This window comes from Neobacillus niacini (assembly GCF_030817595.1).
In the GTDB taxonomy this organism is placed as follows: Bacteria; Bacillota; Bacilli; order Bacillales; family Cytobacillaceae; genus Neobacillus; species Neobacillus niacini_G.
Map to the genome: position 1 here is coordinate 962918 of NZ_JAUSZN010000001.1, position 26254 is coordinate 989171.

Annotated in this window: 27 protein-coding genes and 2 riboswitches; of the genes, 5 read left to right on the plus strand and 22 right to left on the minus strand. The window is 36.7% G+C overall.

Annotation, left to right across the window (positions count from 1 at the left end):
- Positions 1–2 precede the first annotated feature (2 nt).
- The 5 genes from thiW to QFZ31_RS04860 form a co-directional block, all read right to left on the minus strand.
- The gene (gene thiW, locus QFZ31_RS04840; protein WP_307301351.1) at positions 3–512 is read right to left on the minus strand and encodes an energy coupling factor transporter S component ThiW; all 510 of its coding nucleotides are present in this window, start codon (positions 510–512) and stop codon (positions 3–5) included.
- Positions 513–590: 78 nt separating this feature from the next.
- Positions 591–698, minus strand: a riboswitch (TPP riboswitch).
- Positions 699–943: 245 nt separating this feature from the next.
- Positions 944–1603, minus strand: coding sequence for a thiamine phosphate synthase (thiE, locus tag QFZ31_RS04845; protein ID WP_307301353.1), 660 nt, complete (start codon positions 1601–1603; stop codon positions 944–946).
- A gap of 9 nt (positions 1604–1612) precedes the next feature.
- Positions 1613–2419, minus strand: a complete 807-nt coding sequence (gene thiD, locus QFZ31_RS04850) for a bifunctional hydroxymethylpyrimidine kinase/phosphomethylpyrimidine kinase (RefSeq protein WP_307301355.1) — start codon at positions 2417–2419, stop codon at positions 1613–1615.
- A gap of 12 nt (positions 2420–2431) precedes the next feature.
- Positions 2432–3238 carry a hydroxyethylthiazole kinase gene (thiM, locus tag QFZ31_RS04855; RefSeq protein ID WP_307301356.1) on the minus strand — a complete coding sequence of 269 codons (807 nt, stop codon included), beginning with the start codon at positions 3236–3238 and terminating at the stop codon, positions 2432–2434.
- 101 nt (positions 3239–3339) lie between these two features.
- A riboswitch (TPP riboswitch) is annotated at positions 3340–3451 on the minus strand.
- Positions 3452–3627: 176 nt separating this feature from the next.
- Positions 3628–4764, minus strand: a complete 1137-nt coding sequence (locus tag QFZ31_RS04860) for a Gfo/Idh/MocA family protein (protein ID WP_307301357.1) — start codon at positions 4762–4764, stop codon at positions 3628–3630.
- 437 nt (positions 4765–5201) lie between these two features.
- Between QFZ31_RS04860 and QFZ31_RS04865 the strand changes: the two genes are divergently transcribed.
- Positions 5202–5771: an HAD-IA family hydrolase gene (locus QFZ31_RS04865; RefSeq protein WP_307301358.1), complete on the plus strand. Its 570-nt coding sequence runs from the start codon at positions 5202–5204 to the stop codon at positions 5769–5771.
- Between the two features lie 53 nt (positions 5772–5824).
- On the opposite strand, the gene QFZ31_RS04870 is transcribed toward QFZ31_RS04865, so the two are convergent.
- Positions 5825–6148, minus strand: a complete 324-nt coding sequence (locus QFZ31_RS04870; protein WP_307311378.1) for a universal stress protein — start codon at positions 6146–6148, stop codon at positions 5825–5827.
- Between the two features lie 7 nt (positions 6149–6155).
- Positions 6156–6263, minus strand: coding sequence for a universal stress protein (locus tag QFZ31_RS04875; protein ID WP_307301360.1), 108 nt, complete (start codon positions 6261–6263; stop codon positions 6156–6158).
- Positions 6264–6934: 671 nt separating this feature from the next.
- Between QFZ31_RS04875 and QFZ31_RS04880 the strand changes: the two genes are divergently transcribed.
- Positions 6935–7342 carry a hypothetical protein gene (locus tag QFZ31_RS04880; RefSeq protein WP_307301361.1) on the plus strand — a complete coding sequence of 136 codons (408 nt, stop codon included), beginning with the start codon at positions 6935–6937 and terminating at the stop codon, positions 7340–7342.
- Here the strand turns inward: QFZ31_RS04880 and sstT are convergent.
- Entirely contained in the window at positions 7326–8564 is a 1239-nt protein-coding gene (sstT, locus tag QFZ31_RS04885) for a serine/threonine transporter SstT (RefSeq protein WP_307301363.1), read from the minus strand. The two genes, QFZ31_RS04880 and sstT, sit on opposite strands and share 17 nt — an antisense overlap.
- Before the next feature lie 394 nt (positions 8565–8958).
- On the opposite strand from sstT, the gene QFZ31_RS04890 reads away from it, so the two are divergent.
- A complete protein-coding gene (locus QFZ31_RS04890; protein WP_307301365.1) occupies positions 8959–9267 on the plus strand; it encodes a hypothetical protein in 309 nt (102 codons plus the stop codon).
- A gap of 347 nt (positions 9268–9614) precedes the next feature.
- On the opposite strand, the gene QFZ31_RS04895 is transcribed toward QFZ31_RS04890, so the two are convergent.
- From QFZ31_RS04895 to QFZ31_RS04905, 3 genes are all read right to left on the minus strand, one after another.
- A complete protein-coding gene (locus QFZ31_RS04895) occupies positions 9615–10307 on the minus strand; it encodes an LrgB family protein (protein ID WP_307301367.1) in 693 nt (230 codons plus the stop codon).
- A complete protein-coding gene (locus QFZ31_RS04900; RefSeq protein ID WP_307301368.1) occupies positions 10307–10675 on the minus strand; it encodes a CidA/LrgA family protein in 369 nt (122 codons plus the stop codon). The genes QFZ31_RS04895 and QFZ31_RS04900 overlap by 1 nt, the downstream gene beginning before the upstream one ends.
- A 131-nt stretch (positions 10676–10806) precedes the next feature.
- Positions 10807–11685, minus strand: coding sequence for a LysR family transcriptional regulator (locus tag QFZ31_RS04905; RefSeq protein ID WP_307301370.1), 879 nt, complete (start codon positions 11683–11685; stop codon positions 10807–10809).
- Between the two features lie 159 nt (positions 11686–11844).
- Here QFZ31_RS04905 and QFZ31_RS04910 point away from each other — a divergent pair, with 159 nt between their 5' ends.
- Positions 11845–13344, plus strand: coding sequence for an MHYT domain-containing protein (locus tag QFZ31_RS04910; RefSeq protein WP_307301372.1), 1500 nt, complete (start codon positions 11845–11847; stop codon positions 13342–13344).
- Between the two features lie 37 nt (positions 13345–13381).
- On the opposite strand, the gene QFZ31_RS04915 is transcribed toward QFZ31_RS04910, so the two are convergent.
- From QFZ31_RS04915 to QFZ31_RS04925, 3 genes are all read right to left on the minus strand, one after another.
- Positions 13382–13801 (minus strand): hypothetical protein, encoded by a 420-nt coding sequence (locus QFZ31_RS04915; RefSeq protein WP_307301374.1) that lies wholly within the window; start codon positions 13799–13801, stop codon positions 13382–13384.
- 164 nt (positions 13802–13965) lie between these two features.
- Positions 13966–15726, minus strand: a complete 1761-nt coding sequence (locus tag QFZ31_RS04920; protein WP_307301376.1) for an acyltransferase family protein — start codon at positions 15724–15726, stop codon at positions 13966–13968.
- A 542-nt stretch (positions 15727–16268) separates the two neighbouring features.
- On the minus strand, positions 16269–16835 hold the full coding sequence (locus QFZ31_RS04925; RefSeq protein ID WP_307301378.1) for a DUF4256 domain-containing protein: 567 nt from the start codon (positions 16833–16835) through the stop codon (positions 16269–16271).
- A gap of 438 nt (positions 16836–17273) precedes the next feature.
- On the opposite strand from QFZ31_RS04925, the gene QFZ31_RS33760 reads away from it, so the two are divergent.
- Positions 17274–17429 (plus strand): GNAT family N-acetyltransferase, encoded by a 156-nt coding sequence (locus QFZ31_RS33760; RefSeq protein WP_373459898.1) that lies wholly within the window; start codon positions 17274–17276, stop codon positions 17427–17429.
- Positions 17430–17712: 283 nt separating this feature from the next.
- Here QFZ31_RS33760 and QFZ31_RS04930 read toward each other — a convergent pair whose 3' ends face one another.
- From QFZ31_RS04930 to QFZ31_RS04965, 8 genes are all read right to left on the minus strand, one after another.
- Complete coding sequence (locus QFZ31_RS04930) at positions 17713–18819, minus strand: Ger(x)C family spore germination protein (protein ID WP_307301379.1); 1107 nt, start codon at positions 18817–18819, stop codon at positions 17713–17715.
- Positions 18809–19930, minus strand: coding sequence for a GerAB/ArcD/ProY family transporter (locus QFZ31_RS04935; protein WP_307301380.1), 1122 nt, complete (start codon positions 19928–19930; stop codon positions 18809–18811). The genes QFZ31_RS04930 and QFZ31_RS04935 overlap by 11 nt, the downstream gene beginning before the upstream one ends.
- A complete protein-coding gene (locus QFZ31_RS04940; RefSeq protein WP_307301381.1) occupies positions 19908–21422 on the minus strand; it encodes a spore germination protein in 1515 nt (504 codons plus the stop codon). The genes QFZ31_RS04935 and QFZ31_RS04940 overlap by 23 nt, the downstream gene beginning before the upstream one ends.
- A gap of 200 nt (positions 21423–21622) precedes the next feature.
- A complete protein-coding gene (locus QFZ31_RS04945; protein WP_307301383.1) occupies positions 21623–22171 on the minus strand; it encodes a pyridoxamine 5'-phosphate oxidase family protein in 549 nt (182 codons plus the stop codon).
- A gap of 139 nt (positions 22172–22310) precedes the next feature.
- A complete protein-coding gene (locus QFZ31_RS04950) occupies positions 22311–23453 on the minus strand; it encodes a sensor histidine kinase (RefSeq protein WP_373459823.1) in 1143 nt (380 codons plus the stop codon).
- Complete coding sequence (locus QFZ31_RS04955) at positions 23443–24129, minus strand: response regulator transcription factor (RefSeq protein WP_307301384.1); 687 nt, start codon at positions 24127–24129, stop codon at positions 23443–23445. Before QFZ31_RS04955 ends, QFZ31_RS04950 begins: the two co-directional genes overlap by 11 nt.
- Positions 24130–24187: 58 nt before the next feature.
- On the minus strand, positions 24188–24751 hold the full coding sequence (locus QFZ31_RS04960; protein ID WP_307301386.1) for a VanZ family protein: 564 nt from the start codon (positions 24749–24751) through the stop codon (positions 24188–24190).
- A gap of 254 nt (positions 24752–25005) precedes the next feature.
- The gene (locus QFZ31_RS04965) at positions 25006–26193 is read right to left on the minus strand and encodes an MFS transporter (RefSeq protein WP_307301388.1); all 1188 of its coding nucleotides are present in this window, start codon (positions 26191–26193) and stop codon (positions 25006–25008) included.
- Between the last annotated feature and the right edge of the window lie 61 nt (positions 26194–26254).

Consider the following 26254-nt stretch of genomic DNA (forward strand, 5'->3'; position numbering starts at 1 on the left):
TTCTATTTCATAGTCGTTCCGTTTTGAGTAAATATAGCAACCTTCTTTTTTAAAAAGACTGATAGGATAATGGCGCCAATAAGTGCACCCGCAATCGAGCTAAAAATAAATAACGGGATAAATCCAAATACGGCAGCTTCCTGCCCCATTAATAGAGTGGCGATTGGATAGCAGAGGATCGCTCCAAGAATGCCCGTTCCAATGACCTCACCGAAAAAAGCCATATAAATCTTTCTCGTTTTCATAAAGAGGAGCCCTGCCAACAAGGCACCAACCATACTTCCTGGAAAGGCAAAAACCGATCCAGTTCCCATGATATTTCGTAAGATGGAGACACAAAGTGCCTGGGCAACCGCATAAACCGGTCCTAATAAGACTGCAGACAAAACATTCAAGAAATGCTGAATCGGAAACACCTTTGTGAACCCAACCGGAATAAACAATAAATTACTCGAGAGAGTACCAATCGCGATCATCATCGCTGTCAATGTAAGTTTATGTGTTTTTCTCATAAAAAAAATCCCTCCGATTTTTTAATAAGCACTGGGGGATTACGGGTTAATACATTCCATTATGGTTCAAACAGTTCATGGACGTATCGTTCACTTCCCTACGCTGGTACTACCCAGATCAGGTTCAGGGGTTTAAGACCTTTAATAGTCTAATCTCAGCCAGTTTCGGCTCCCCCAGTGCTAGTATGAAATTTTAATAAATAGATAGCCTCTTAGATTATTCATGGGACCCTGATTACATGAGTTTTGGCCTCATAGACCATTCATGGGACCCTTTTTTAGATTTCTTACATAAGTTTTGGTCTCATAAACCCTTCATGAGTCCCAATTACAGCTTTCTTAAACACGTTTTGGCCTCATAGACTATTCATGAGTCCGTTTTTAAGATTTCTGACCTGACTTTTGGCTTCATAGAATAGGATAAAAGACTTCTAACCTTCAAAAACCATTCTTTTTAAGTTTTTTGCTGCTTCTGTAACAGAATCTGCATGGCTAATCGCGGTAATGACCGAAACTCCATCAGCACCTGCTTGGATAACAGACCCTGCGTTTTCTGCAGTAATTCCACCAATTCCCACAATCGGAATACTTACTCCTCTGTCTCGCAGTTCTTCTATTAGCTTTGTTCCGTTTGAAGGTTTGGTGTCTTCCTTTGTTTTCGTTGGAAAAACGGGCCCGATGCCAAAGTAATCAGCACCACCCTCTAATGCGTTCATGGCCTCGTCGTAACTATGTACAGAAACTCCAATGATTTTATCCTGGCCAATCTTCTTTCTAACTTCCGCTACAGGCTGATCTTCTTGCCCGATATGAACACCGTCCGCGTTAAGTTCAAGAGCCAAATCGATATCGTCATTGATAATAAAAGGTATTTCGTGCTCTCTGCATATTTGCTGAAGTTCTTTGGCCAGGTCAACTTTTGCATTCCCTGTTAAAGCACCGGTACCTTTTTCGCGGAATTGAAAAAGGGTTATTCCCCCTTCAATCGCTTCCTGCAATACCCGGGCTGGATTGTCCTTGCAGTTAGGACTGCCCATTATAAAGTAAACTTTTAATGCTTCTTTTATTAAATCACTATTGCTAATATTCATGCTGGTCACCTACCTCATCGCCACCATTCTTTTTCGATATGCCCAGTGATTGGTTGGTCCATGACCTTGACCAATCAGCAGCTGATCTTCAATGGCTGCCTGGATAAAATGCTTCGCTTTTGATACCGCTTCATAAATACTTAACCCTTTGGCTAGTTCTGCAGTAACAGCTGCTGAAAACGTACACCCTGTTCCATGAGTATTCTTTGTCGGAATTCTTTTACTCGTAAACGTCTTAAATTCGTTCCCATCATATAAAAGATCAACCGACACATCACGGTCATCATCATGCCCGCCCTTTATCACCACATGTTTAACACCTAAGTTATAAAGATATTTAGCGGCTTCCTCTTTATCCTCATCTGTTCGAATGGAAATCCCTGTTAAAACTTCCGCTTCAGGAATGTTTGGTGTGATCACCATCGCCAGTGGTAATAAATACTTTTTCAATGCGGTAATGGCCTCAAGTTGGAGCAGTGACGCCCCACCCTTTGCAATCATGACAGGATCCACCACTACATTTTGCCAGTTGTAGTATTCTATTTTTTCAGAAACAGCTTTGATGATGTCTGCATTAAATAGCATGCCTGTTTTAATAGCGTCAGCACCCATATCTTCGCCAATCGACTCGATTTGTTTGCTCACCGCCTCAGCTGTCATAGGATAGACCGCTTGAACCCCCAAAGTATTTTGGGCCGTAACGGCTGTCAGTGCTGACATCCCGAAAACCTCTAACTCTTGAAAAGTTTTTAAATCCGCCTGAATTCCTGCACCGCCGCCGCTATCGGAACCAGCAATCGTTAATGCTTTTTTCATGATGTCCACTCCTTATACTTGTTTGAATGACGCTAATTGTTGAATATCCTCAGAAGAAACGTGTGATAGTTGATTTAAAAATTCAATCTGGAAGCTACCAGGTCCCAAATCACCCGCCTTTTCGAATGCTTTCTCCGCTGCAATTCCATAAAAGGTTAGCGCCGACACCCCAGCAAGCAGTAAGTCCTTTTCAACTCCTGCAAAGGCTCCAATGACAGAGGTTAACAGACAGCCTGTTCCTGTCACTTTTGTTAACAGAGGGTGACCATTGGAAACCAAAAACGTTGTCTTCCCATCTGTCAGTACATCGTCTTTCCCGGTAATCACGACAGTGGTACGCAGCTTTTGTGCCGCGGTGACAGCCAATTCGACATTGCTTCCCTGACGTGCACCGCCATCCACGCCCTTGATCTCCCACTTTTCGCCTAGAACATTGGCGACTTCTGCGGCATTTCCACGTATAACAGATATCTTCACCTCTTCAATTATTTTTTGTGCCATTTCTGTACGGAACAGGGTGGCTCCTGCACCAACAGGGTCGAAGATGACCGGAATTCCCAGCTCATTGGCTGTTTTTCCAGCTAAGATCATCGAGCTGACCACGTCCTTGTTTAAGGTCCCAATATTCAGTACAAGCGAACGTGAAATTCTCACCATATCCGCTACTTCTTCTGGAGCATAAGCCATTACGGGTGAAGCCCCAAGTGCTAAAAGACCGTTTGCGGTAAAATTGGTGACCACTACATTGGTAATATTATGTACGAGCGGGTTTTCATCTCTAACCCTTTGTAAAATAGAACTTACTTCGTGATGATTCATCACAACAACCCCCATCTTTTTCATTCACCTATTAGTCTTCTAAAAATAAAAAAGCCAGATCCATTAAAATAGGACCTGGCTTAATAGTTAGAGAAAAAGGTAATTTCACTTGGCTACTTTCCTACGCTGGTATAATCCAGATCAGGTCCGAAGGGTTAAAAAACGTAACGTTTTTCTCTCAGCCCCAAGTTCCGGGCACCCCTAGTAGTTAAATCGTATGAAGTTATTTTTATGTTAGTCTACATATTTCTATATGTAAAGTATTTTTTACCAATAAAATTTTACGTCCCTTTGAAATTAAAGAAAAAAGCAACTTTAACCACAGGTTAAAATTGCCTTTTTTACAATATGTTAAGCTGCATGAAATTAATTACTCTTTTCTTTTGGCATTACCAAGATTTTTTAAACTTAACCGCACTTCCTCCTGTTTTAGCAGATTTATAGGCAGCTTCTGCAATACCAACAACTGTTAGCGCAGTATCTATATCAAATCCAGGTAAATACTGATCCTTATTGGACTCATCTAAAACAAAATCAATAAATAAGTTTATTGGAACTGAACCATCCGATCCATACACAGTCGGTTCAATCAAATTCATTCCTGTTTCCATCCCCGAAATATGTTTAGAATTTAGATAAACAGATTCTCTACCTTCCACACCCAAGACTACTAGGATCCCATCTGTTCCGATTACTTCTAATGAATTTTCCATTATGCTTGTAACCATATTCGTATGTGCCGTACCGATAGCTTTATTTTCAAACTCCAGCATGATTGTTGCACTATCTTCAACTTCTCTTTCTGTCCAGTTTTTCATAAAAGACGAAACCTTCGTTGGTGTTCCTGCAAGATAAGTAAGCATGGACATACCATGTACGCCTAGGTCAATTAAGGCCCCACCTCCTGCTACATCTTTGTCATACCAGGTTTCAGGCAGATTGTTTGTTTTCGCCATACCATGTGCGCGCCTAAAATTAATGGCAACAATATCACCAAGACTTCCTTCGTCAACTAATTTCTTAGCATATTGATATGAACCAATAGGTAAGGATTCATGTGAGACTACCAGTTTTACACCATTTTCTTCAACTGCCTTTTTCACACTTAAACCATCTTTAACAGTAGTGGTTATGACTTTGTCTGTAAAAACATGCTTTTTTGCATTTGCAGCGCGGATAATAAGATCTTTGTGTAAATTAGTTTCGGCTTCAATCATAACCGCATCTATGTTTTCGTTATCCAGGATATTTTGATAATCAGATTCATAAGGAACACCAAGCATTTCTGCATATTTCTTACCTCGTTCAGCATCATGGTCCCAAACCGCTACCCATTCAACTTTTCCAGCTGATTGTTTAGCTATTTTTTCAATAAACATTTTCGTATGTACATGCCAAACACCCACAAGCGCAAGACGTACCTTTGTATTGTTTTGTGCTGCTGAAGGCACATCAGGATTAATCGTACCTGCAATTAGCACTGTCAATAAAACCGTCGAAATGAAAACACATACTATTTTCTTCATATCCATATACTCCTCCTCATTGTTTAAAAACTACTACCATCGCTTCATTAACTTTGTACTAACTCTAGTGTTATGTACTCCTCCCTTCGATCTATTTACCTTACCCACCTTAAGTTTTGGTATCTTGATAACATAAATGTAATCGATTACATTTATGTGTAGCGCACTATTATTAAACAATTTTTAATAATAGTGCGTTACTCTTAGTCTAAGGTTACAAGATATCTAAATTTTTGAAATCGATTACATTTCCATGTTATTATTTTTTGAATTATCTGTAAATGTGTCATTCTCCTTATTTGTTCTACCTACCTTATACCTATATTTTCCACTTATCCCTTTTGTTTCCAAATCATGCTAAAGAGCCTCGCTGGTTTTATAGTTTAGAAAATGATAAAGTAATACTTTTAAAGATTATTTTTTGAAATGAGGGATACATGTTGAACATATTATGGGATTTTGATGGTACGCTTTTTGATACATATCCAGCCCTGGTGGAGGGTTTTGTTAGATTAAGTCAGCGTGACCTTGACCGCAATGAAGTCTTACGATGGTTGAAAGTCGATTCGAAAACGGCTTTTAAACATTTTGGGATCAATGAAGACCGCCGTGCCGAGTATAAACAACTAGATATACAATATTCGAAAGAAAGTAAGCCGTTTGAACACTTAAAAGAAGTGTTAGCAGCGGTTGATAACAATATTATTGTGACCCATCGTGACAGAGAGTCGGCCGACTACTTGCTTGAAAAATACGGTTTATCAAAATACTTTACAGAGATTGTTTCTGTTGAAGAACAAGGATTCAACAGAAAACCTCATCCCTCTTCTTATGAATTTGTCTTGAAAAAGTATGACATCGACTTGGTCGTGGGTGACCGGGAATTGGATTTACTTCCGGCTAGACAACTTGGAATTAAAACAGTTGCTTTTCAAAACCGCAACATCGAAGCAGATTTTCACCTTGATAGCTATGCTGAATTTATGCCATTGGTTTTCCAAAAATAAAAGCTTGTAGAATCAGTCCTATTGGACTTTTTCTACAAGCTTTTTTCATATAGTCATTTCACAATAAAAACGGGACAGTGTGCCTTTTGTACGACATAGTGGCTGACACTTCCTAAGAATAGTTCCTTCAATCCACTTAATCCTCTGCTTCCCATCACAACAAGATCCGCGTCATTTTGTTTCACAAATTCCACAATCATGTGACCTGGATTGCCCTCTATCGCAAATGTTCTAGTTTTATTAGGCAGCGACTCCAATTCCTGCTCAAGCTCATTACGGATGGCTTTTACTTCTTCCCGTTGCTTTTCATGGTATGCCTCAAATGCATAACCATAGGAGTAAACCATAGGTCTATCAGGTTGTGTGACCATAACCACCAACAATTCAATGTTGTTTATCCTGCTTTGCTAAATTCATGGCCATCTTCAATGCTTTTTTACTTAATTTCGAATGATCATATGCAACAACGATTCTTGAATAATCCGTTAACATTGCTATCATCCTCTCATAAAAAAACTATTTCTTATATTTTTATTATACTTCTGTGTTGTTAATTTGTGGCAGCGAGATAGTGACAACTTTGTTAAGGAAGTCTTGTTACGATGCCACAAATCCGATCCATACAAATACATACATCATACCGCCAAAACGAGTCGACCAAAGATACAGACTCTATGGTTCTGTACCATCATTGGACTTCCAGAGGACAAAACTCAGAATGCTACTAAAAGATTTTTCTTTCAAATATGGGCTTAAGGACAAATCCCTGAAGGCTACTGAATGAATTGTCCTTCATAAGGGGTCTTAAGGACAAATCTTGGATGGCTATTAAAAGATTTGTCTTTCATAAAGGGTCTTAGGGACAAATCCTTAAAAGCTACTGAAAGATTAGTCCTTCATATAGGGTATTAAGGACAAATCCTGCAAGACTACTGAAAGATTTGTCTTTCATATAAGGGCTTAAGGACAAATCCAAACTGTTCTCAAAAGATATGTTTCCAATCACTGTGGTTATTTCATTTAGTTGTTTTTTGCAAACTTTGTTGCTTTTTAACCAAAATAAAAAAGTGGATTATAATTATTGGGTAATAAATAGCTTGACCAAAAGTTATTGACTAAAAAATATTTAATTGATACAAAGCTATAGAGGTGATTTTTTTGTTTTGTTTATATTAATAGTTCTATTAGCCATTCCGCTTTTACCAGTATTATTTTTGCAAAAGAAAATCAATATAGCTGGTAAGAAAGTAGTTTTAAAATCAATTGGGAATTATTTTTTATTATTGCTTATACAAATTTTAATGTTCGTGGGAAGTGTGTATTTTTTGATAGCAACCAATATTAGCAAAGGAGAAGGGGCTGGTTGGCTACTTATACTTTTCTTATTCGCTTCGCCATTCATTTTAATAGCAGATTTAGTGATTATGTTATTGGCATATAAGAAATATGGTAAAAAAAATAAGAAACTATACCCACAAGTAATTTCTTTACCAATAAAAAAACCCTTTTGTGAAGACAGGTCGTCCTGTCTTCACAAAAGGGATAAGCTTCTTGTTATGCAACTTTTTTGATATCGACTTTTTTACCTTCTTTTATCCTCTTCTTATATTCAGCGGTTGCTGTGAAAAGGACGTCCGTTGAGGAATTAAGCGCCGTTTCAAAGGAATCTTGTAACACACCGATGACAAAACCTACTCCAACTACCTGCATCGCTACATCATTAGGAATTCCGAATAAGCTACAAGCGAGCGGGATCAATAATAGTGAGCCGCCGGCAACACCTGAAGCTCCACACGCACAAATAGCTGCAACGATGCTGAGGAGAATCGCTGTAGCAATATCCACTTGAATGCCCAGTGTATGAACCGCTGCAAGGGTTAAAACTGATATGGTAACCGCTGCACCAGCCATATTGACGGTGGCGCCTAATGGAATCGATACAGAATACGTATCTTTATCTAAATCTAGTTTTTCACATAATTTCATATTTACCGGAATGTTAGCCGCAGAACTACGTGTAAAGAATGCAGTAATACCACTTTCCTTAAGGCACTTTAAAACAAGTGGATAAGGGTTCTGACGTACATTCACGAATACGATAAGTGGATTGACAACGAATGCCACAAATAGCATACATCCAATCAGGATGACAAGTAATTTTCCATAGCTTAAGAGTGACTCAAGTCCATTTGTTGTAATGGAATCAATCACTAGACCCATGATCCCTAGCGGTGCCAGTTTGATGACCCATGTCACCATTTTCGATACAGCGTCTGAAAAATTAGTAATCAGTGTTTTAGTTGATTCTGGAGCACTTTTTAAAGCCAACCCTAGAACAATCGCCCAAGCTAAAATACCAATATAATTTGCATTTGCAATCGCATTAACCGGGTTATCGACAACGTTTAACAGTAATTCTTTAATTACCTCTACTACTCCACCTGGAGCCGCCAAATCCTCGGCGCCCTTTGTAAGAGTAATGCTTACTGGGAAAATAAAGCTTGCAATTACGGCAATTAATCCAGCAAGAAATGTTCCTAGAAGATATAGGTATATAATCGATTTCATATTGGTTTGCTGCCCACTCTTGTGCTGTGCTATTGCTGACATAACCAAGAATAGAACTAGTACTGGTGCAATAGCTTTTAATGCTCCAACAAATAACGATCCTAAAATGACAACTGGTTTTGCTGCTTCTGGAATTGCGACAGCCAGGATAATACCAATTAGTAAACCAATAGATATTTGCTTTACCAGACTGATTTGATTCCACTTTTTCAATAAGTTTTTCATAGATGTATCCCTCCTACTTGTAGTCAATCAAATTTCACAGGACTTAGAAACAATAAGGTGTGTTCTTAGGTATCTAATAATTCATTACCCGATTAAATATTAATAAATAGAATTATAGTGAATATTTAGATATATTACAATAGTTTATCGTTTAGACTAGTATAACAACATCATAGTCGTTTAGCAATAATATATGAACAATATTTAGCTTTATTTTATATTCATTCGTCTTTTACCGCATATTAATTAAATTTAGTATTAAATCGTTCGCTTTTTTATTATTGAAGTGTTAAACCCTAGATACAAATAATTTTATAGGTAGAAAGACTAAAGGAAATTAGTAGGATTTACTTTCCCCAAACATCTCTTAAAATATTAATGGGAGGTTAGTAGTATGTTCAAAAAAATAATCATCCTTGGAATACTCGTATCTATCTTAACCGTGCTAATGATTATCAAATCCCAAACCAGCACTCCTGTTACCACTCAAGACAATGAAACGTCTGAATACAAAACGGTTGAATACAAAATTAGTCAAATTAAAGAAGATCAATTTTATGGGCAAAGTGAAGATGGAACCAAGATTGAATTTTCTGCTGAAAGCATCACATCGAGTGAAAAAATTCAAGTTGGTGATGTGGTTATTTGCTATTTTGAGAAAGATAATTTTGGAAAAGGGTTAGTAAAAGTGGAAAAAAAATAAACTCGCAGGTATCCGAGGCTAATATCTTTTTGTTAAATTCTGATGATGATTTACTGTGTTTCAAAAATAAACGGAAAAATTCCGGCTATATTGGAAAATACCCATATTTCCTTAAAAATAAGCGGACTTTTTCCGGTTATATGATCCAAATCTTTGGATTTGTCTCTCTTTATAGAAGTTAACCGGAATATCTCCGCTTATATCTGCTCCTTAAGCTTCCTCTTTATCCGTTAACAGGAAATTCTCCGCCTATTAATTCTCATACCTACACGAAAATCAAAAATGAATCATAATAGCGCCTTAAAGCCATCCCCAATTGAGGATGGCTTTGTTATTTTGATGATCTTCTAGAATAAAGGCTTCATATGGATCAATGCTGGAATTAATAGAACTCCCCAAAGGAGTGTAATCCAAGCGGCGAAAATCATCGCTAAGGATGAAAATGTAGCTTCTTGTTCTCCATATTCCATGGCCTTATTGGTCCCTGCACCATGTGCGGCCATTCCGAGAGCGAGCCCTTTTGCGATAGGTGTTTTTATTGACAGCCACTTGATGACGGAAGGTCCCATTACCCCACCCATTACCCCTGTGATAATGACAAAAACTGTCGTAAGAGTTGGCAGGCCGCCAATTTCTTTTGAAACCTCAATGGCAATTGGCGTCGTAATCGATCTTGGAAGAATGGAAGTTAAAAAGTCAGATTTTAAATGAATCATCTTTGAGAGGGCAAATGTCGAAAAAATCGCCACCAACGTTCCTGTCGTTACACTAATCATAATCGTTCCTATATATTTTTTTATCGTAGGTAAATGCTTATAAATCGGAACAGCAAATGCAACTGTCGCTGGTCCTAATAAATGTGTGAGCCATTTGGTAGCATCCAGATATTGATTAGCAGAAACATTCACACCTTTAATCAGCAGGATTAATAGAATAGGTGCAAGCAACAATGGATGAAAGACTGCTACGGCAAATTTGGAATAAACCAACTTCGCTAACCGGTAAATAATAAATGTAAGAACAGTAAACAAAATCATCATCAATGCTGCTCACCTCTTTTTCTGCCAGTTATTCTTTCTGCTGCAAGAGCCGTCATCCCTAAAACAATGACGGTGCTGATTCCAATCAATAGAACAATTTCTGCTCCTTGCAGACTTAAAATATCGTCGTAATTCACAATCCCAACGGCTGATGGAACAAAGAACAATAACAGCTCGGCCATTAGCCATTTTGCCCCTTTTTCTACCCATTCCAGCTTTACAATTCTAAAATAAAGTGCGAGAAAAAGGAGAATCAAACCAAACATCGATCCTGGTATTGGGCGCGGAATCACTTCCTTTAACGCAGCACCTAAAAATAAAAACACATGTATGAACAATACCTGTAGGACAATAACTGTTAATTTCATCGTAAAATCCTTTCTATTAAAAAAAGAGTTGGGTTAACTCTTTCAAAAACCTTTTTTAAGAATAGGATAATGGTACGACGAAATTAACCATTCGTAAAATACATATTCAGAATGAGTTTCATAACTAAAAGTTATAGACGTTCGTTTAAAATGAAATCAATAAAGGTTCTCCCAGCGTTAGAGATATACCGGTCCCTCTTCGTGATAACTGCAAGTTTCCATAAGATTTCTTGTTTTAAGTTAATAATCTTTATGTCCTTGTTAAACAGACGATTACAGATGGACTGCGGAAGAATGGTAATCCCGAGATTTGCGGCAACCATCTCTGACATCAGGTCCCATTGAGAACTCTTAAATAAGATTTTTGGCTCAAAGCCAGCAGCGATAATATGATTCCTCATAATTTGATGAAGCGCAAATTCTTCATGATAAAAAATAAACTCCTCGTCCTTTAATTCTTTTATATTTACCTCGTTTTTTGAAGCTAGATGGTGGTCTTTGTAGACGAGCAATTTCATTTCTTCTTCTACAATCGGGTAGACATGAAACTGCTTTTCGTCAATAGGAAGAACGGCTACTCCAAGTTCAAATTCTCCTTCTTCGACACTTTTCACCACCCTAGCCCCTCCATACTCCGTAATATTCAAACCAATATTCGGATAGGAATGATGAAACTTAGCCATTACCCGCGGAAAAAATAAGCTGCCAATAAACGGAGGCAATCCAACATTTATCTGTCCCCGTGTCAGGTTTGTCATGTCATTCAAGGTATCTGTCATCTCGTCAAGCAGCAGCGTCATTTTTTGTGCATATTCCAACACCACTTTTCCAGCATCGGTGATCTCGCTTGTCTTATTACTTCGAATCATTAACAACATGCCCAGCTCTTCTTCCAGGGCCATGATCGACTTGCTCAGTGCTGGCTGTGAAACATGCAAATGCTCTGCAGCTTTCGTTATACTTTTATGCCTCGCTACTTCTAAAAATACTCGTAATTGTCGCAATTCCAAAGCATAATACCCCCATGTCTTTATATTTTACTAAAGTATAGTACTTTTAACGGTTTATCGCTATTTGGGTATAATTTACCATTTTTTAGTTATTTCGTTATAATAAATTGCTTGGAAGTGCATCATGGTAAAAAAATAAACTAGTTGGAAGTGTTAATTATGGAACATAATTTGACCGGGAATTATAACGATTACTGGTTCGTTTTTTCCATTCTCGTGGGAATTCTTTTTTCATATATAGCGTTAGATCTTCGCTGGAAAATGATCATTTTTAAAAGTTTAAAATACAATCTTTGGTTACTAGGTTGTGCGATTGCAATGGGGATTGGAATTTGGACCATGCACTTTGTGGGTATGTTTGCGATGGATATGCCAAGTGATAGTGAGTATGACGCTAGGATGGTATTGCTTTCACTGTTGATTTCAATAGCAGGTACTGGGCTTGCCTTCTTTATGATGAAAATGAATTATGGCAGACTCCTTTTCTCGAGTCTGTTTATGGGCGGAGGAATCGTGGGTATGCATTATTTAGGGATGGAGGCAATGCATCTGAACTTCTCCATCACCTATAACCCTACGATCGTGCTTTTGTCGTTATGTATTGCTTTTACGAGTGCATTTGGCTCTTTATGGGTACTTTTCTTTTTTAATCATAAGCGCTCAATGAAATTTAATCGCCGGGTATTGAGCAGTATCCTAATGGGCATTGGAATCGCTGGAATGCATTATATTGGGATGTGGGGTACGAATCTTCACTATCAACCTTCTCACCTACCTTCAGCGGTATATTACTTAGTTAGTTCCAATAACTTGAGTTCTTTTATCTCAGTCCCTGCCATTTTCGTCGTGTTGATTATGTTATTATCCAGTGCCTTCTTGGATAAAAAGCTAATTGCTCAAATGAAGGATTTAAATAATCATGAGAAAAAGTTAAGAGAATCTGAGAAACTATCGCTGGTAGGAGAACTTGCGGCTGGTGTGGCACATGAAATTAGAAATCCTTTAACGACCCTAAAAGGATTTACGCAAATGATGAATGAAAATACCGATCCCGAAGCAAGTAAACGATATTCCAAGATTATGATTGATGAAATAAACAGGATCAATTTTATTGTGAGTGAATTTATGGTCCTTTCTAAACCACATATCGTTCAGTATTCCTTAACCGATATTTCGCAAAGTGTAAAAAATGTGATTATCCTCTTAAATACACAGGCGATCATGAATAACATAGAAATCATTCCGGAGTTTATTGGAGACCGATTTTTAGTTAAATGCGAAGAAAATCAAATAAAACAAGTAATTGCCAATCTGATTAAGAATTCAATAGAAGCCCTGCCGCAAGGAGGAAGAATTCAGATTAGAATGGAACACAAAGATGCGAATCTTGTCATTTCGGTGATCGATAACGGTGTAGGGATTTCGAAGGACAATCTTCCTTTATTAGGTACCCCTTTTTATACCACAAAAACAGAGGGAACCGGTTTGGGGTTAATGGTGAGCAAAAAAATAATTCAAAATCACAATGGGAAATTTGAAATAAAAAGTGTTCCAAACATCGCTACAACTGTAACGATCACTTTGCCCACAGATCTTAACCATTTAGAGTATGTCAAACAGAATCTTAAAGATGATCTCACTTTATCCCAATCTTCCTAAGTTGAACTGCTTTACCACACAAAAAGGTAAAGCTTTTTTATTGGTTTCTTAAGATAATCATTCCCATAATCATAGGTACAACCATTAGCAATCCAACCGTTAGAGTAGGAATGGAAAATCGGCTAGAAAAGATGGCGCCAAATTCACCAAGAAAACCTCCTATTAAAAATGGGATGGCGGATTTGGTTTTGTCTGCATTTGGCTTAGCATAATACCAGGCATCCCAAACCGTATAGGCATAAAATCCAGGATAAAATAACAGGTATTGGAAATTGGCTGCCTCTAAAGCTTTTTGGTGGAAGCCGTTAAAATCTAAGTGAATGGCAGTATTGATTCTTCCCAATACATTATCATAATGTTCAACAATGAGAAGAAATACACTTTTCAGGAATTGTCGATTGTAGAGTTGACCAAATCCAGGCATGAGCATGGAAAATAAAGCAGCAAGATTCCTCATGAAATTCTCCTTTGTGATATGTTTGCTTATTCCGTTTTATGGAAGTGTTTATTATAGTTTCCATTTATTTGGAAATTAATCGAAATAAAAAAATACAAATATCGACATTTTCCGACCGAATCGACATTGCTAGTAAAAAAATGCAGAGCAAATTCGGAATCGAATTACTCTGCTACTTTAGAGGCGATGAGGTTAGCATAGGTTTCACCGCCAGCCCTCGTTAAATGAACTCCATCATTTGCAAAAAACTCCGGATGGCCGGCACTGGTACTATACCAATCTACGAGAACAGTATTCGGCGTACTAGTAACGACCTCCTCTAACGTACGATTCACAGTGGATTCCCAGACACGTGGTACTCGACAGTTTACTAAATAGACTTTTTTATTTTCCAGACTATTAATTACATTTAGTAAGTCTGTTTTCACAAACGGTCCATTGGTTCCAAGTTGAATAATCACATTTTGTCCTAATTGCCCACTGCTCTCTAGTTGCTGTATGACCGCTGGCACCTCAGACATTTGCCGTCCGACTCGGTAATCGATCACCGCCTCTGGGTAAAGATTTTTTAAGAATGGAGCAACATCATAAAGAATCGAATCACCAATAACGGTAATCGTTTTCAATTCAGGAGTTGGTTCAGGTTCTATGATTGGGTCATTGTTGAATTCAATCTCATGTATCGTTTCAATCGATAAAGGTGCCTTGGTAGTAACAATAACAGGTGTTTTTGCAAATTCGACTCCAATACCGATTAATAACGCAAATAGTATAGCACTGCTTCCTATAACAATCCTTCGTTTTATTAAGGTCAGTTTTTTAAAGGTTGTTAACGTAAATTTAATCTGCCCTTTTCTAATTGGTGTTTCCACAAAATGATAGGAAAAAGCAGAAACAATCATTGTCGCAGCTATTTGTAAGGTTATTCTCCAAAAATTTATTCCATCTGTGTTAATAATCGGTGTTGTTAGGATAATTATCGGATAATGCCACAAATAGATACCATAAGAACGAACCCCAATCCATCGCAAAGGCTTCACACTAAGCCATTTCGCTAGCATACTTGCAGGATGAGCTAATGCTGCTGTTACAAAAACGGTAATAACGGATAATAGAAGCATGCCTCCCTGATAATGAAAAGTGTCAAATTCGGATGTAAGGATAAACATTATCATCAGTAGTAATAATCCCGTGATTCCCACAATTTCTAGAACCCAACTAGCATGCCTTGGTAAGGTCTTAGATAATCTTTGACTTGGCCAAACGAATGCCAGTGCCGCACCTAGTAGTAATGAAAAAGCTCTTGTATCCGTTCCATAATAAACACGAGAAGGATCTTCTCCCGGTGCATAAAGAAATGCCATTAACCAAGCAGAAATGACCACTCCTGCCAGGATAGCCAAAACTCGAAACCTTTTTCTTTTTATAAAAGTAACACCAAGCATCATCAGCAGCTGCCAAATAAGATAAAATTGCTCTTCAATACCAAGGGACCATATATGTGTAAGGGGTGAAGCAGGACCGAAGCGATCAAAATAGGAAACTTCATGGAAAATGTACCACCAATTTGTAACATACAGTAGTGAAGGAAGAAAATCTGAACGTAGTTTTTCAAATGAAGGATGATTCGTGAAAATTACCCATAAGGTAACGATAAAAATCATCGTCAATAATGCCGGAGCCAGTCTGCGAAAACGCCGAATCATAAAGCGAAAGTAGTCAATTTTATTGTTTTTACCCCATTCATCAATAAGGATGTCTGTAATTAAGTAGCCAGACAAAACAAAGAAAACCGTTACACCTGAAAATCCACCCTGAAACCAAGGGATATTCAGATGGTAAAGAATAACCCCAATGACAGCTATTGCTCTTAGACCATCAATTCCAGGCATATATCGGCGTTTATGATTGCTTGGGACTTCCATTCCATCCTCTCCTTCCTTTATGTTGAAAGGACAAAAAAACATTAGAGGTTTAATTACGCCCCTAATGTTTTTTATGATTATGATGGGTTAATCATTCCCCAAACCGCGTCTGTTCTTGTTTATATCTATTTCAATTTTACTTTTAGCTATTGTTGATTATTAGTCCAACGGTATAAAAAGGTTGATGAAAGACTAATCAGGGGACTTCCAGTGAAATTTGTCCTTTATAAGCATGTTGAAAGACAAATCAGGAAAGCTTTCAGTGAGATTAGTCCTTCATAAGCAGGCTGAAAGACTAATCTGGAGAGTTTCCAGGGAGATTAGTCCTTCATAAGCAGGCTGAAAGACTAATCTGGAGAGATTTCAGTGAGATTTGTCTTTCATATACATGTTGAAAGACAAATCAGGAAAGCTTTCACTGAGATTTGTCCTTCATAAGGATTTCTTTGGGAAAATCAACATCTTTCTTTAGCAGAGCCTTTCTTTTATGTGAAATCCTGGACATTGCCACAAGGAAATCCCATTAGATGTCTGTGTAAAGATTAGACTCTTAGCGACCCACGAAATCCCCTTGCTGCATAGTACGAATCTGCTCCATTATGGTAAACAAAGACAGTATCATAGCGACGATCACAAAAGAGAGCCCCGCCAAGTTTTCTAATATTAGAAGGTGTTTGCACCCAGCTCGACGTTTTTAAATCGAATTTTCCAAGTTTCTGGAGCTCCCGGTATTGTTCTTCTGTTAAAAGATCAATCCCTATTTCAGCGGCAAGATCCATTGCGCTATTTTCTGGTTTGTGATTTTTCCTAGCGTCCAGTGCAGCACGGTCGAAACATACACTTCTGCGACCTTTAGGACTTTCTGCAGAACAATCATAAAATATGTATTCGCCCGTCTCTTCATCATGGCCCACCACATCCGGTTCACCGCCAGTACCTTCCATTTCATTGAGCGACCACAATTTATCAGGATTCGCTTCGAGCTTAGCTTGTACATTAGTCCATTCAAGACCTTCATGTCGGATCATGTTTTTCTCAAATCGGGCTTTCAATGTTCTAAGTAATTCTTCACGTTGTTCCAGGGACAACTCCCTATTTTTATTTGTCATATTGGTTTCCTCCTTGTGTATATTCCTTATTGTATAAGAACGAACCTGGTCATTCAATTAATCCCATAGATTTATATTCATCTAATGGCAAAATTTATTTATAATCAATGTAAGAATTCCATATTTAAAAACAATTTTTTTCAAGCTGGATTGGTGAAATTGATGTTCATGAATGCCAAAATAGAAACAAATCGATTATTCCTACGACCTCTCATAGAAGAAGATGTAAATCCAATCTTTAAAACGGCCATAGAAGCAAGTCACTTTAAGTATCAGCTGAACCTACCCCTACAACGATAAATGAAATTGAAAGCCCGTTAAATGGTCTAAAAGCTGTAATCAGACAAATACTCCTGAGAGGATACATAAGTTTAATTTAGCTTTTGTGTTAAAAGATACTTTAGAAAGAATTGGGATTGGGGGACTTGGCCTCATGATATAGACAATCAAGAAATTGAAATCTACTATGCATTTCGAGTAGCCTACCAAGGACGGGGATTGTCCACTGAAGCTGCGAAAGCCATTTTGGACTATGGTCTTAACACTATCGGCTTAAAAAAAGTCATCGCAACCGTACATTTGGAAAATAAATAAATATTGAGAGACTGGGTATGAAATATAAGAAGACATTATCAGGATTAACAGGGGAAATTAGCAATTTTAACGGTTATCTACTTTATGAAATTATAAAATTAAAATAAAAAAGTATACATATCTAGCGAAGTGCAATTTTGATGGCGAATATTTCCAATAAAAAACGCATTCTGTCGTTTTCTCGTTTATACATAAATTAATGAACGCTAGTGTAGAGAAAAGATATGAGTTTCTCTACACTAGCGTTTCGTTAAATTAATATAGTAGAGATAATTTCCTAAATTCATTTTGATTTTCCTGTATTAATCAGATTTACTTTAACTTTAACTTTTAAATTCAAGTTTGAGTATACCTTATCCCATTTCATCTTGTTCCATGTTTCATATGTTAGACTATTACGTACCAATTTTCCTATTCCTATAGGATCTGTATGATATTTTTGTAATTTCGTTAATAGCTTTTTTGAATTAGAAATTAAATAATTTTCAACCTGTTTTTCAAATTGTCTTTGTTGCCTTTCTTCACTTAAATTCATGGTACCTGTGTATTCAAGGACGCTTCCTTTTAAATCTAGAATAACTTCGACTGTCATATTGTTTTTTTTTCTTGTTTTCACTTTTTTATCATTAATAGATTTGATACTGCTTAACAAAAGTTGTTCATTTTTTCCTGACTCTTTATCATGAATACTAATCATTAAATTGCCATTTTTGATGTCTCCGCTTAATAAATTAAGGATCTGTGATTCACTTAAAGTAAGTCGTGTAAAATATTGATCTCCTTTAAAAGCACCCAATCCTTTTAATTCAATGTTCTCGCCTTTGTATGAAAAAACTGGTAAAACCGGATCAATACCATCGTCGTAATAATCTCTTAAAAAACGATATTTATCAGTATTAAAAACTTTATTTTGTTTTCCTAATTTCTCTATGAACGTATAAAGGTATTCAGCATTATCTGGAATAGAGTGTATCTTTTTTTTAAGAAGTTCTTCGCCTTTTCCCTCCACGATCGCAAATTTAACACGAGTTCCGACTTCTGGATCTCTTGTAAACGTCTCAACAATATCTATAAGTCCTTTTTTTGACAATTCTTCTCCAAAGAGAATCGTAGTCTGCCCTCCAACTATCTTTAAATTTGTTAAATTTTGAATTTTGATGAAGGTTTCATGAGATGATTTTCCGTTAGCAGTTAAAGTCTGAGTACCAGCTTTTCCTTGTTTAGAAACAGTGGGAAAAAGGACAGTTGTTTTTATTGGATTTTCTTCACTTTCCGACATATCGTAAGCAACAGATTCAAGTATTGCTAAATCTTCAATAATATTACTTGCTCCACAACCTGTTAAAAACAAACAACATATTGCGATCAAAACAGTAATTTTATTTTGCATTATCTGTCTCCTTATGGTTTTTAAGAATTTGAATAAAAAGGATGCATAGCACAAAGATAGGTAATGCCCAAGCTATACCAATTCCACAATAACTCAGCCACTTTAACCACTCTTCGACAGACACCAAGGAATCTGGGATCAATGCGAGGATAAAACCACTTGCTAGTATTATGAATATCCAAAAATTAGGCTTAATACTTTTAAACATATTTTCAAAAATTTGCTGAGCTCCCCAGTAATATATTGCAATTATTGATAATATCTTGAAAGCTAAAACGGAAAAGCAGAGATTTTCTGCTCGTGTAAGGAAAGCAACTTCTGTATATTCAAATAATGTCATAACTGGGAATATATCCTTTAATATTTGATCGAAGCTAAAAAAGCCAAAGCATATAAAGGTAACAAGGAAATAGACTACCGTGGACAGAAAATTTCCTATAAAAAGAGCCTTTGTCCATTTTTTTTCTACCATAGGGAAAAAAAGAATGGAAACTTCAAAACCCAAAAAAGCTGTATAAACATGAAGTGTCCCCTTAAAAAAATCTGTTTCTCCTTTAAAAAAGAAAGTCGTATAACGTGCAAATTCGAATTCTGGAATAAGATAAAAAAGCAAAAAAATCATCGGTTGTAAGATGGCGCATAGAACCACAATTGCTTTAGCCATCTTGTAGATTCCACCTCTTAATAATTGAAAACTAAGAAAAATAAAGAAAATAATAAAAAGTGAGGCAGGTAACGTTGGGAAAAACATCATTTTATATATGAAGATATATGCCTTCATATTCATGCTTGCCATTCCAATCCAAACACCAATGATAAACAAGTAGAAGGGCACCATTACCCATTTGGGAACCGTTGCCTCAATAATTTCAAAAATTGACCTTCCTTTACCCAGCTTATAAATTACCGCAATCATCGTAATATTAATATTAACGAGTACGAAAATGAAAATAATACTTAACCAGCCATTTGTTCCGAAATATTCGGCAACTAATCGAGGTAAACTATACAAGACAAGACCATTTTGAATCATATAGATTAGAATAGATAATGGAAGTGGATGGAGTCGTTCCTTCATATAATCACCATTAATTCCTCTCTTTTTCACCATCGTTTTGCATCGCTGGTTGCCCCTTCTTTATTTTATAAAAAGGCCCTCTCACAATACTATCTATCCAATCTTTGAAAAACGTTGGAGAAATCGGCATAAAATAAGGTGAAGATAAATTTGTTAACCCTGTTAAGTGAATGGTTATTATACCTAAAGCGAAAAAAATCCCAATATTCCCCATAAATCCTGCCATTAAAATAAATAGGAACCGAATGATTCTAATGGAAGCACTCATAATATAACTTGGGACTATGAATGAAGCAATGGCCGATACAGCTACAATAATTATTAAGATATTACTAGTAATCCCAGCTTCAACAGCTGCTTGGCCAATCACAATACCGCCTACGACTCCAATTGTTTGACCAATTTTGGTAGGCAGTCTTGCACCAGCCTCCCTTAGGAGTTCAATTACTATTTCTAAAAATATAGCTTCAATGATAGGCGGAAAAGGCACTCTACTCCTAGACTGCATAATGCTTTGAAGTAGGGATTGTGGAATCATTTCGTAATGATACGTACATATAGAGACATAAAAAGCTGTGAGTATTAATGTGATAAATAAAGCTATGTATCGCAAAACCCTAACCGCTGTTCCTATAATCCAACGCTGATTATAGTCATCTGGTGACTCAAAAAAATCAAAGAAACTAGAAGGAGTACAAAAAATGTTTGGACTATCCTCGACAAGTCCGATGATCTTTCCATCATATAGTTTTGCTACAGCAATATCTGGTCTTTCAGTCGTATAAAATTGTGGGAATGGTGAATGTTGATGATCATCAATTATTTGAATTAAAACATTGGCGTCCGTTATTGAATCAACTTTAACTAATTGAATCCTCTCTTTTAGACGATTCACAATATCTATATTTACAATGCCCTCAATATAGATTAGAAGAACTTTTGTTTTTGAAATGTCTCCAACAGATAACGTAATCATTTTTAAGCGAGGACTTCTTACTCTTCTTCTAATCAATGAAACGTTCGTTTTTAATGTCTCATTAAAGGAATCATGGGGCCCATTAATTACAGATTCTGTTTCAGATTGTGAAATGGATCGCTTCTCGAATCCAGCTACATTTATTAAATAAGTATTCTCCTCAGCGAACATAGACACATTACCATCTAATATTCCATTTATTACTTTTTCTTGATTATTTTCTCGTTTAAACAGTGATTGTTGAAAAGCTTTTTCTAAATTATTGAATGACATTTCTCTTAACGGTGAAAGTATTTCCCACTCTAATGTTTTGGAATCCACTAATGAGTCTAAATAAATAATGTGAATTTCATCCTGATTAAATGAACGATGAACTAGGTCAAAAGAATCCCCTAATTCTGTAAGTGTCTTGTCATAAGTTGCTTTTGTAATTGTTTTTTCATTAGAAGCTATTTTATTACTATTCAAATGCTGCGTTTTTTGCAGATTAACAAATTCTGTATCTTTATGTAAGAAAATCTTTTTGAGTATTGTTCGAATGCGACCCATTAAGTTCCTTCCTTTTAACCGGGATAGTTCTATTATTTACCATTGATTTTCAAATATGTATTTAGATACCTCTACAAAAATAGAAAGACTTAATAAAAAAATACCACGAAAAAATTTCGTGGCGGTCAATTTGCTGCAAAAAAGTTATTCAGTCACCCATCAACGGGATGTAAGTATCGCCTGAATTGTGCGTTGTACCGTTACGCCCGGTCGGTATGAATGGTCCTGCCTTCATAGAACATACGATCTAGGATCACTTCTTTCTCTTTGGCCGAAAGGGATGATGCGGTTAATTTATAAATCAAAGTTTTACTACCTAAGGGCGAAACATATCGTTCCAAATGACTCTTTCCCAGCGGTCGATCATAATAACCTGGCACATATTTGTTAAGCATGACCTGCATGGCTTCCGTTGCCTCGTTTATGTCGGTTACGCGAACCAAGGATCCTTCTATAATCACACTCATATATGCTGTATCCGTTTTCGCGGGTATCGGGCTGGTAATTGTCCCATAATTTGCGCTTACGGTGAAGCAGGCAAGAGGGTTATTCTCGATGTAAGTGACTTTTCTTCCTTCCTCTGACCCATGAAAATAGATGGCTTCGTTCAGCCAAACAAAATTAAGCGGAAGGACATATGGGACGTCTTCTGAAGATAAGCCGAGAAATCCGGTTTGTGCATTTTCTAGAAAGTGTTGGATTTTGTCGGTGTCAGTACAATTGCGTTGCTGATTGCGAATGGGAAACATCTAAATTATCTCCTTTTAAAGATTTTTAAAATTACTATTAGGGTGTAATTAAAGCTTGAAAAAATTCAAGGAAGTCTGAGTAGGATTAAAAGTTCTCCTCTATTCGCCAAACGAAAGAATTAAAATGCAGCCCCAACTTTTATAGGGCTGAAAATATAAGTTTCGTATCTTGCTTCTCTTTTAATAAGCTAACAATAAAAGTGGTTTTCCCGGCAGAACTTTCTACTTTAATCTCGCCATCATGCAACTCAACGATACTTTTGGCAATGGCCAGTCCTAACCCGGCACCCCCCGTATATTCAGAGCGTGATTTTTCCACTCGATAAAACCGATCAAAAATATGTGGAAGGTCCACACTTGGTATTGGCTTACCATAATTACTGATGGCAATTTCTATCGTTTCCTCTTGTTCCATTATTCTAATATCTAAATATTTCCCTTCTTTTCCATAGCGGATGGCATTTTGAATCAGGTTTTCAAATACTCTGGCCAGTTTATTACCATCACCCCTAATAATAGGATTTTCGGTGGTTGTGAATTGTCTTAATTGCATTCCAGCTTCTTTCAGCTGAATCCTATATTGAACCGCTATTTGGTTTACCATTTCTTCTATATTAATTGGGTCTTTAGTAATCAAGATTTCTTTGTTTTGAACATACGTATATTCAAACAAATCATTGATTAAGTGATGCAATCTCTCAGCCTTTGATTGTACAATCTGAGTAAAATATCGTAGTTCGATCTCATCCCGGTAATGATCGTTATTGATTAGGTTTAAGTACCCAATAATAGAGGTGAGAGGTGACCTAAGGTCATGGGCAACATTCGTTACTAAATCATTCTTAATTTCCTTTGCCCTTCTTTCTTCCTCAATCGCCTTTTGGGCTTGAATGATAATAGTGTTAATACTTTCAGCTAGTTGTCCCAATTCGTTTTCATCTATTTCTATTATCTTTTTATCAAAATTAGCTTTTGCAATTAACTGAATTTCCTTTGATAGTTTATAAATCCTAAAGGCTGTGTATCGTTGTTTCTCATATTGATAAAATAGAAAAAGGTACATACAAAATATAGAACAATAGAAAAAAATAATGATAAATGGCCCAAAATAGGATAATATTTCAAAAATCTGCGAAAAAAATCGTGAGTGTTCATTGTAATACTCTAAAGAAGGAATAATAATAAAAGCCGTAATTGTGGTCATAAGTGCGGAAAGAAAAAGATATAGATAAATTTTCTTATTCGGAATAAATTTTACGACATCAAGGAAATTATTTATCAACTTTATAGCCAACCCCCCAGACTGTCTGAATAATCGATTCTCCAGGCAAAGCTGCTTCGATTTTATCTCGCAAGTTACTTATATGAACCATAACCGTTTTATTCGATCCTGCCCCAGGTTCATTCCATATCTTTTCAAAAATCTCTTCTGAGCTAAAAACTCTTCCGCGATTCTTGGCTAGTAAATATAAAATATCAAATTCAATGGCAGTTAATTTTATTGCTCTTCCGTTAGCCGTTACTTCATGACTATGTTTGTCAATTTCTAGTGAAGAAATTTGAATTAGATCATTGTCCACTGCCGGCTGCTGGTAACTGGATCTTCTAAGTAATGCTTTCACTCTTGCCGTCAATTCCAACGGGTTGAAAGGCTTACTCATATAATCATCGGCACCTGTCATTAATCCAATAATTTTATCCATATCTTGTACTTTTGCACTTACCATTAAAATAGGCACCTGATTCACTTTGCGAACTCGTTTACAAAATTCTAAACCATCCATTTTTGGCATCATAACATCTAAAACAATGAGATCGACTTGATTCTTTTTCAAAAAATCAAGTGCTTGAACTCCATCTTGTGCCTTATTGATGGTATAGCCATCATTATGAAGGTATACTTCAATCAACTCCGCAATTTCTTTATCATCATCGACTACAAGTATTGACTTACTCAAAATACATCCCCCCTACACCCAGTGTGGATTCAAGCATAAATCCCCCCGGATTGGGGATTTATGCAGCTTTTGCTAATGAAAGTTTAGAAACCAAAACGTTGAATAGTTTTATTTTTACCAATTTCTTTATTATTAAAAATCCAACTGCAGCCCCAAGTGTATTTGCAAGAATGTCATTAATATCTGCGGTTCTGCCGCTTCCCAATGCGATTTCCAGTGTTAACTGTAATACTTCAATGGATAAGCTTAGGAAGAAACCATACTTTGCGGCTTTTTTTGCTGAGAGTACCTTACTGTTTAGTAACGGTAAATACATACCAAAAGGCAGCAGCATAATGATGTTTAAAACAAAACCTGGAATGTCGATTGTTAAGATAGGAATAAAATTTATTTTTTGCAAAATCACTAGCCACAATGGCTCCGTCGATTTATTTACTCCTAACCAAACCTCTATCGGAAAGAATACTAAATGAATCACTGCTATAAGGTATATAGCAAATGTTATTAACAGAAAATATTGTCCCACTCGATAGTCTTTTTTTCTGGTTCCAATGAAAAGAGTTACTAAAAAGAGAATGAAAGCCGGAAGCAAAATATACCATGAATCTATTGTGTAAAACATCTTGTTTCTCCTCCTAATTTTAAAAGTTGTGGGTGGCGCTGTTCTTTTCGCTTAAGCTTGACTTTAGTATATTCGCTATTGTTAAAGTTTTTTTAAAGAGAGAATAAAGGTTCCCTAAATTTTAAAAAACATATTCACTTCCTTATTAATAGCAGTTTCTTAGTTAATCAGCTTCGATAGTAGCAACCGAAAACTAACGCCCTGTTTGTGCAATAAAAAAGGAGCATGAAATTGCAAGCTCCTTTTAAATTGTATTAGGTTGTTACTGAGCTGTTTGTTATAGAATAGGAACGATTAAATTTAACAGAATACATCAATACATAGATAATGATAAGTGAGGCAAATAAATTTAACACAATCAATGATAAGTTCAAATTAAAAAATTGAGTCAATACTCCGACACCAACAATCGGAACAATAAATCCGGAGTAGCCGCATAAATAAAAGGCCGTAATAACTCGGGGGCGTTCTTCTGGTTTCGGTAATTGGCCGGCTAACCTTAAAGTAACTTGAAACACCCATCCACCGCCTACAGCTTGAAAGAATATCCCGGTACAGAGCAACATTAAACTCGCTGTCTGACCAGAAATAACAATGATCCAAGATCCAATAACAAGGAATAGTAATCCTAAACGGATCCGTGTAACCGGATTACTTAGCCAAGGAATGAACTGAGCCAAGGCCCCTCCACCAAGAAGCAACAAAATTAACAATCCAGAGACAGAGAGGTTGGAAGTATGAATAACATTTTTAGCAAATGAAGGCACTAGGGATAACACAATTCCTTGTAGCGTGAAACCAATAAAAACCGGCAGCCCGATAAACGACCAAAAATGGGAGCGAATATTGCTCGGTACACCAATTGAGATCTTCGTCTTAGCTGGTTTCTGCCCAGGAAGGTAATCATGTTTTGGCAGGGTTTCCATAATTAATAATGCGCTAATTAACATGATAAGGAGAAACCAAAATGGTAAACGAAGCGGCTGCCAATGTAGATATTGCAAAACTAAACCTGCAATAGCTGGTCCTAGGCCAAAACCGATCAATACCGTTACTCCTGATAACTTGATCGCTGTGCTCATTTTATTAGGAGAAGTTACTTTTATTAAAAATGCAACAGCAGTACCCGTAAAAGCTCCATATGCGACGCCTTCTAATATCCTTGCTATATAAAGCATCCAGACATTAAAACTCCCCAGAAAAATCAAGGTCGATGCGATTGAAATCCATACACTGAAACGAAGCACCCTTTTCAATCCCCAATCACTGCCTTTGGCTCCTACGATAAGCAATGTGGGCACCAGGATAGCAGCATAGATGGCAAACAAGATGGTAATTTGAAGACTATTCAGATGATAATACTCACTGTATAAAGGAAATAACGATGAAATAAACGTTGCTCCACACGACATCATAAGAATAACCCAAAGCATTCTTTTCATTATGTTCCCTACTTTCATGAATTTTTTAAAATCAGCTGGTTATAAAATATTTAAAAGAGAC

What these genes read in the sequence shown, in the direction of transcription:
- thiW (WP_307301351.1), bottom strand. Translation starts at nt 512, where the DNA reads ATGAGAAAAACACATAAACTTACATTGACAGCGATGATGATCGCGATT.
- thiE (WP_307301353.1), bottom strand. Translation starts at nt 1,603, where the DNA reads ATGAATATTAGCAATAGTGATTTAATAAAAGAAGCATTAAAAGTTTAC.
- thiD (WP_307301355.1), bottom strand. Translation starts at nt 2,419, where the DNA reads ATGAAAAAAGCATTAACGATTGCTGGTTCCGATAGCGGCGGCGGTGCA.
- thiM (WP_307301356.1), bottom strand. Translation starts at nt 3,238, where the DNA reads ATGAATCATCACGAAGTAAGTTCTATTTTACAAAGGGTTAGAGATGAA.
- QFZ31_RS04860 (WP_307301357.1), bottom strand. Translation starts at nt 4,764, where the DNA reads ATGAAGAAAATAGTATGTGTTTTCATTTCGACGGTTTTATTGACAGTG.
- QFZ31_RS04865 (WP_307301358.1), top strand. Translation starts at nt 5,202, where the DNA reads ATGTTGAACATATTATGGGATTTTGATGGTACGCTTTTTGATACATAT.
- QFZ31_RS04875 (WP_307301360.1), bottom strand. Translation starts at nt 6,263, where the DNA reads ATGTTAACGGATTATTCAAGAATCGTTGTTGCATATGATCATTCGAAA.
- sstT (WP_307301363.1), bottom strand. Translation starts at nt 8,564, where the DNA reads ATGAAAAACTTATTGAAAAAGTGGAATCAAATCAGTCTGGTAAAGCAA.
- QFZ31_RS04890 (WP_307301365.1), top strand. Translation starts at nt 8,959, where the DNA reads ATGTTCAAAAAAATAATCATCCTTGGAATACTCGTATCTATCTTAACC.
- QFZ31_RS04895 (WP_307301367.1), bottom strand. Translation starts at nt 10,307, where the DNA reads ATGATGATTTTGTTTACTGTTCTTACATTTATTATTTACCGGTTAGCG.
- QFZ31_RS04900 (WP_307301368.1), bottom strand. Translation starts at nt 10,675, where the DNA reads ATGAAATTAACAGTTATTGTCCTACAGGTATTGTTCATACATGTGTTT.
- QFZ31_RS04910 (WP_307301372.1), top strand. Translation starts at nt 11,845, where the DNA reads ATGGAACATAATTTGACCGGGAATTATAACGATTACTGGTTCGTTTTT.
- QFZ31_RS04915 (WP_307301374.1), bottom strand. Translation starts at nt 13,801, where the DNA reads ATGAGGAATCTTGCTGCTTTATTTTCCATGCTCATGCCTGGATTTGGT.
- QFZ31_RS04920 (WP_307301376.1), bottom strand. Translation starts at nt 15,726, where the DNA reads ATGGAAGTCCCAAGCAATCATAAACGCCGATATATGCCTGGAATTGAT.
- QFZ31_RS04925 (WP_307301378.1), bottom strand. Translation starts at nt 16,835, where the DNA reads ATGACAAATAAAAATAGGGAGTTGTCCCTGGAACAACGTGAAGAATTA.
- QFZ31_RS04930 (WP_307301379.1), bottom strand. Translation starts at nt 18,819, where the DNA reads ATGCAAAATAAAATTACTGTTTTGATCGCAATATGTTGTTTGTTTTTA.
- QFZ31_RS04935 (WP_307301380.1), bottom strand. Translation starts at nt 19,930, where the DNA reads ATGGTGAAAAAGAGAGGAATTAATGGTGATTATATGAAGGAACGACTC.
- QFZ31_RS04940 (WP_307301381.1), bottom strand. Translation starts at nt 21,422, where the DNA reads ATGGGTCGCATTCGAACAATACTCAAAAAGATTTTCTTACATAAAGAT.
- QFZ31_RS04945 (WP_307301383.1), bottom strand. Translation starts at nt 22,171, where the DNA reads ATGTTTCCCATTCGCAATCAGCAACGCAATTGTACTGACACCGACAAA.
- QFZ31_RS04960 (WP_307301386.1), bottom strand. Translation starts at nt 24,751, where the DNA reads ATGTTTTACACAATAGATTCATGGTATATTTTGCTTCCGGCTTTCATT.
- QFZ31_RS04965 (WP_307301388.1), bottom strand. Translation starts at nt 26,193, where the DNA reads ATGAAAAGAATGCTTTGGGTTATTCTTATGATGTCGTGTGGAGCAACG.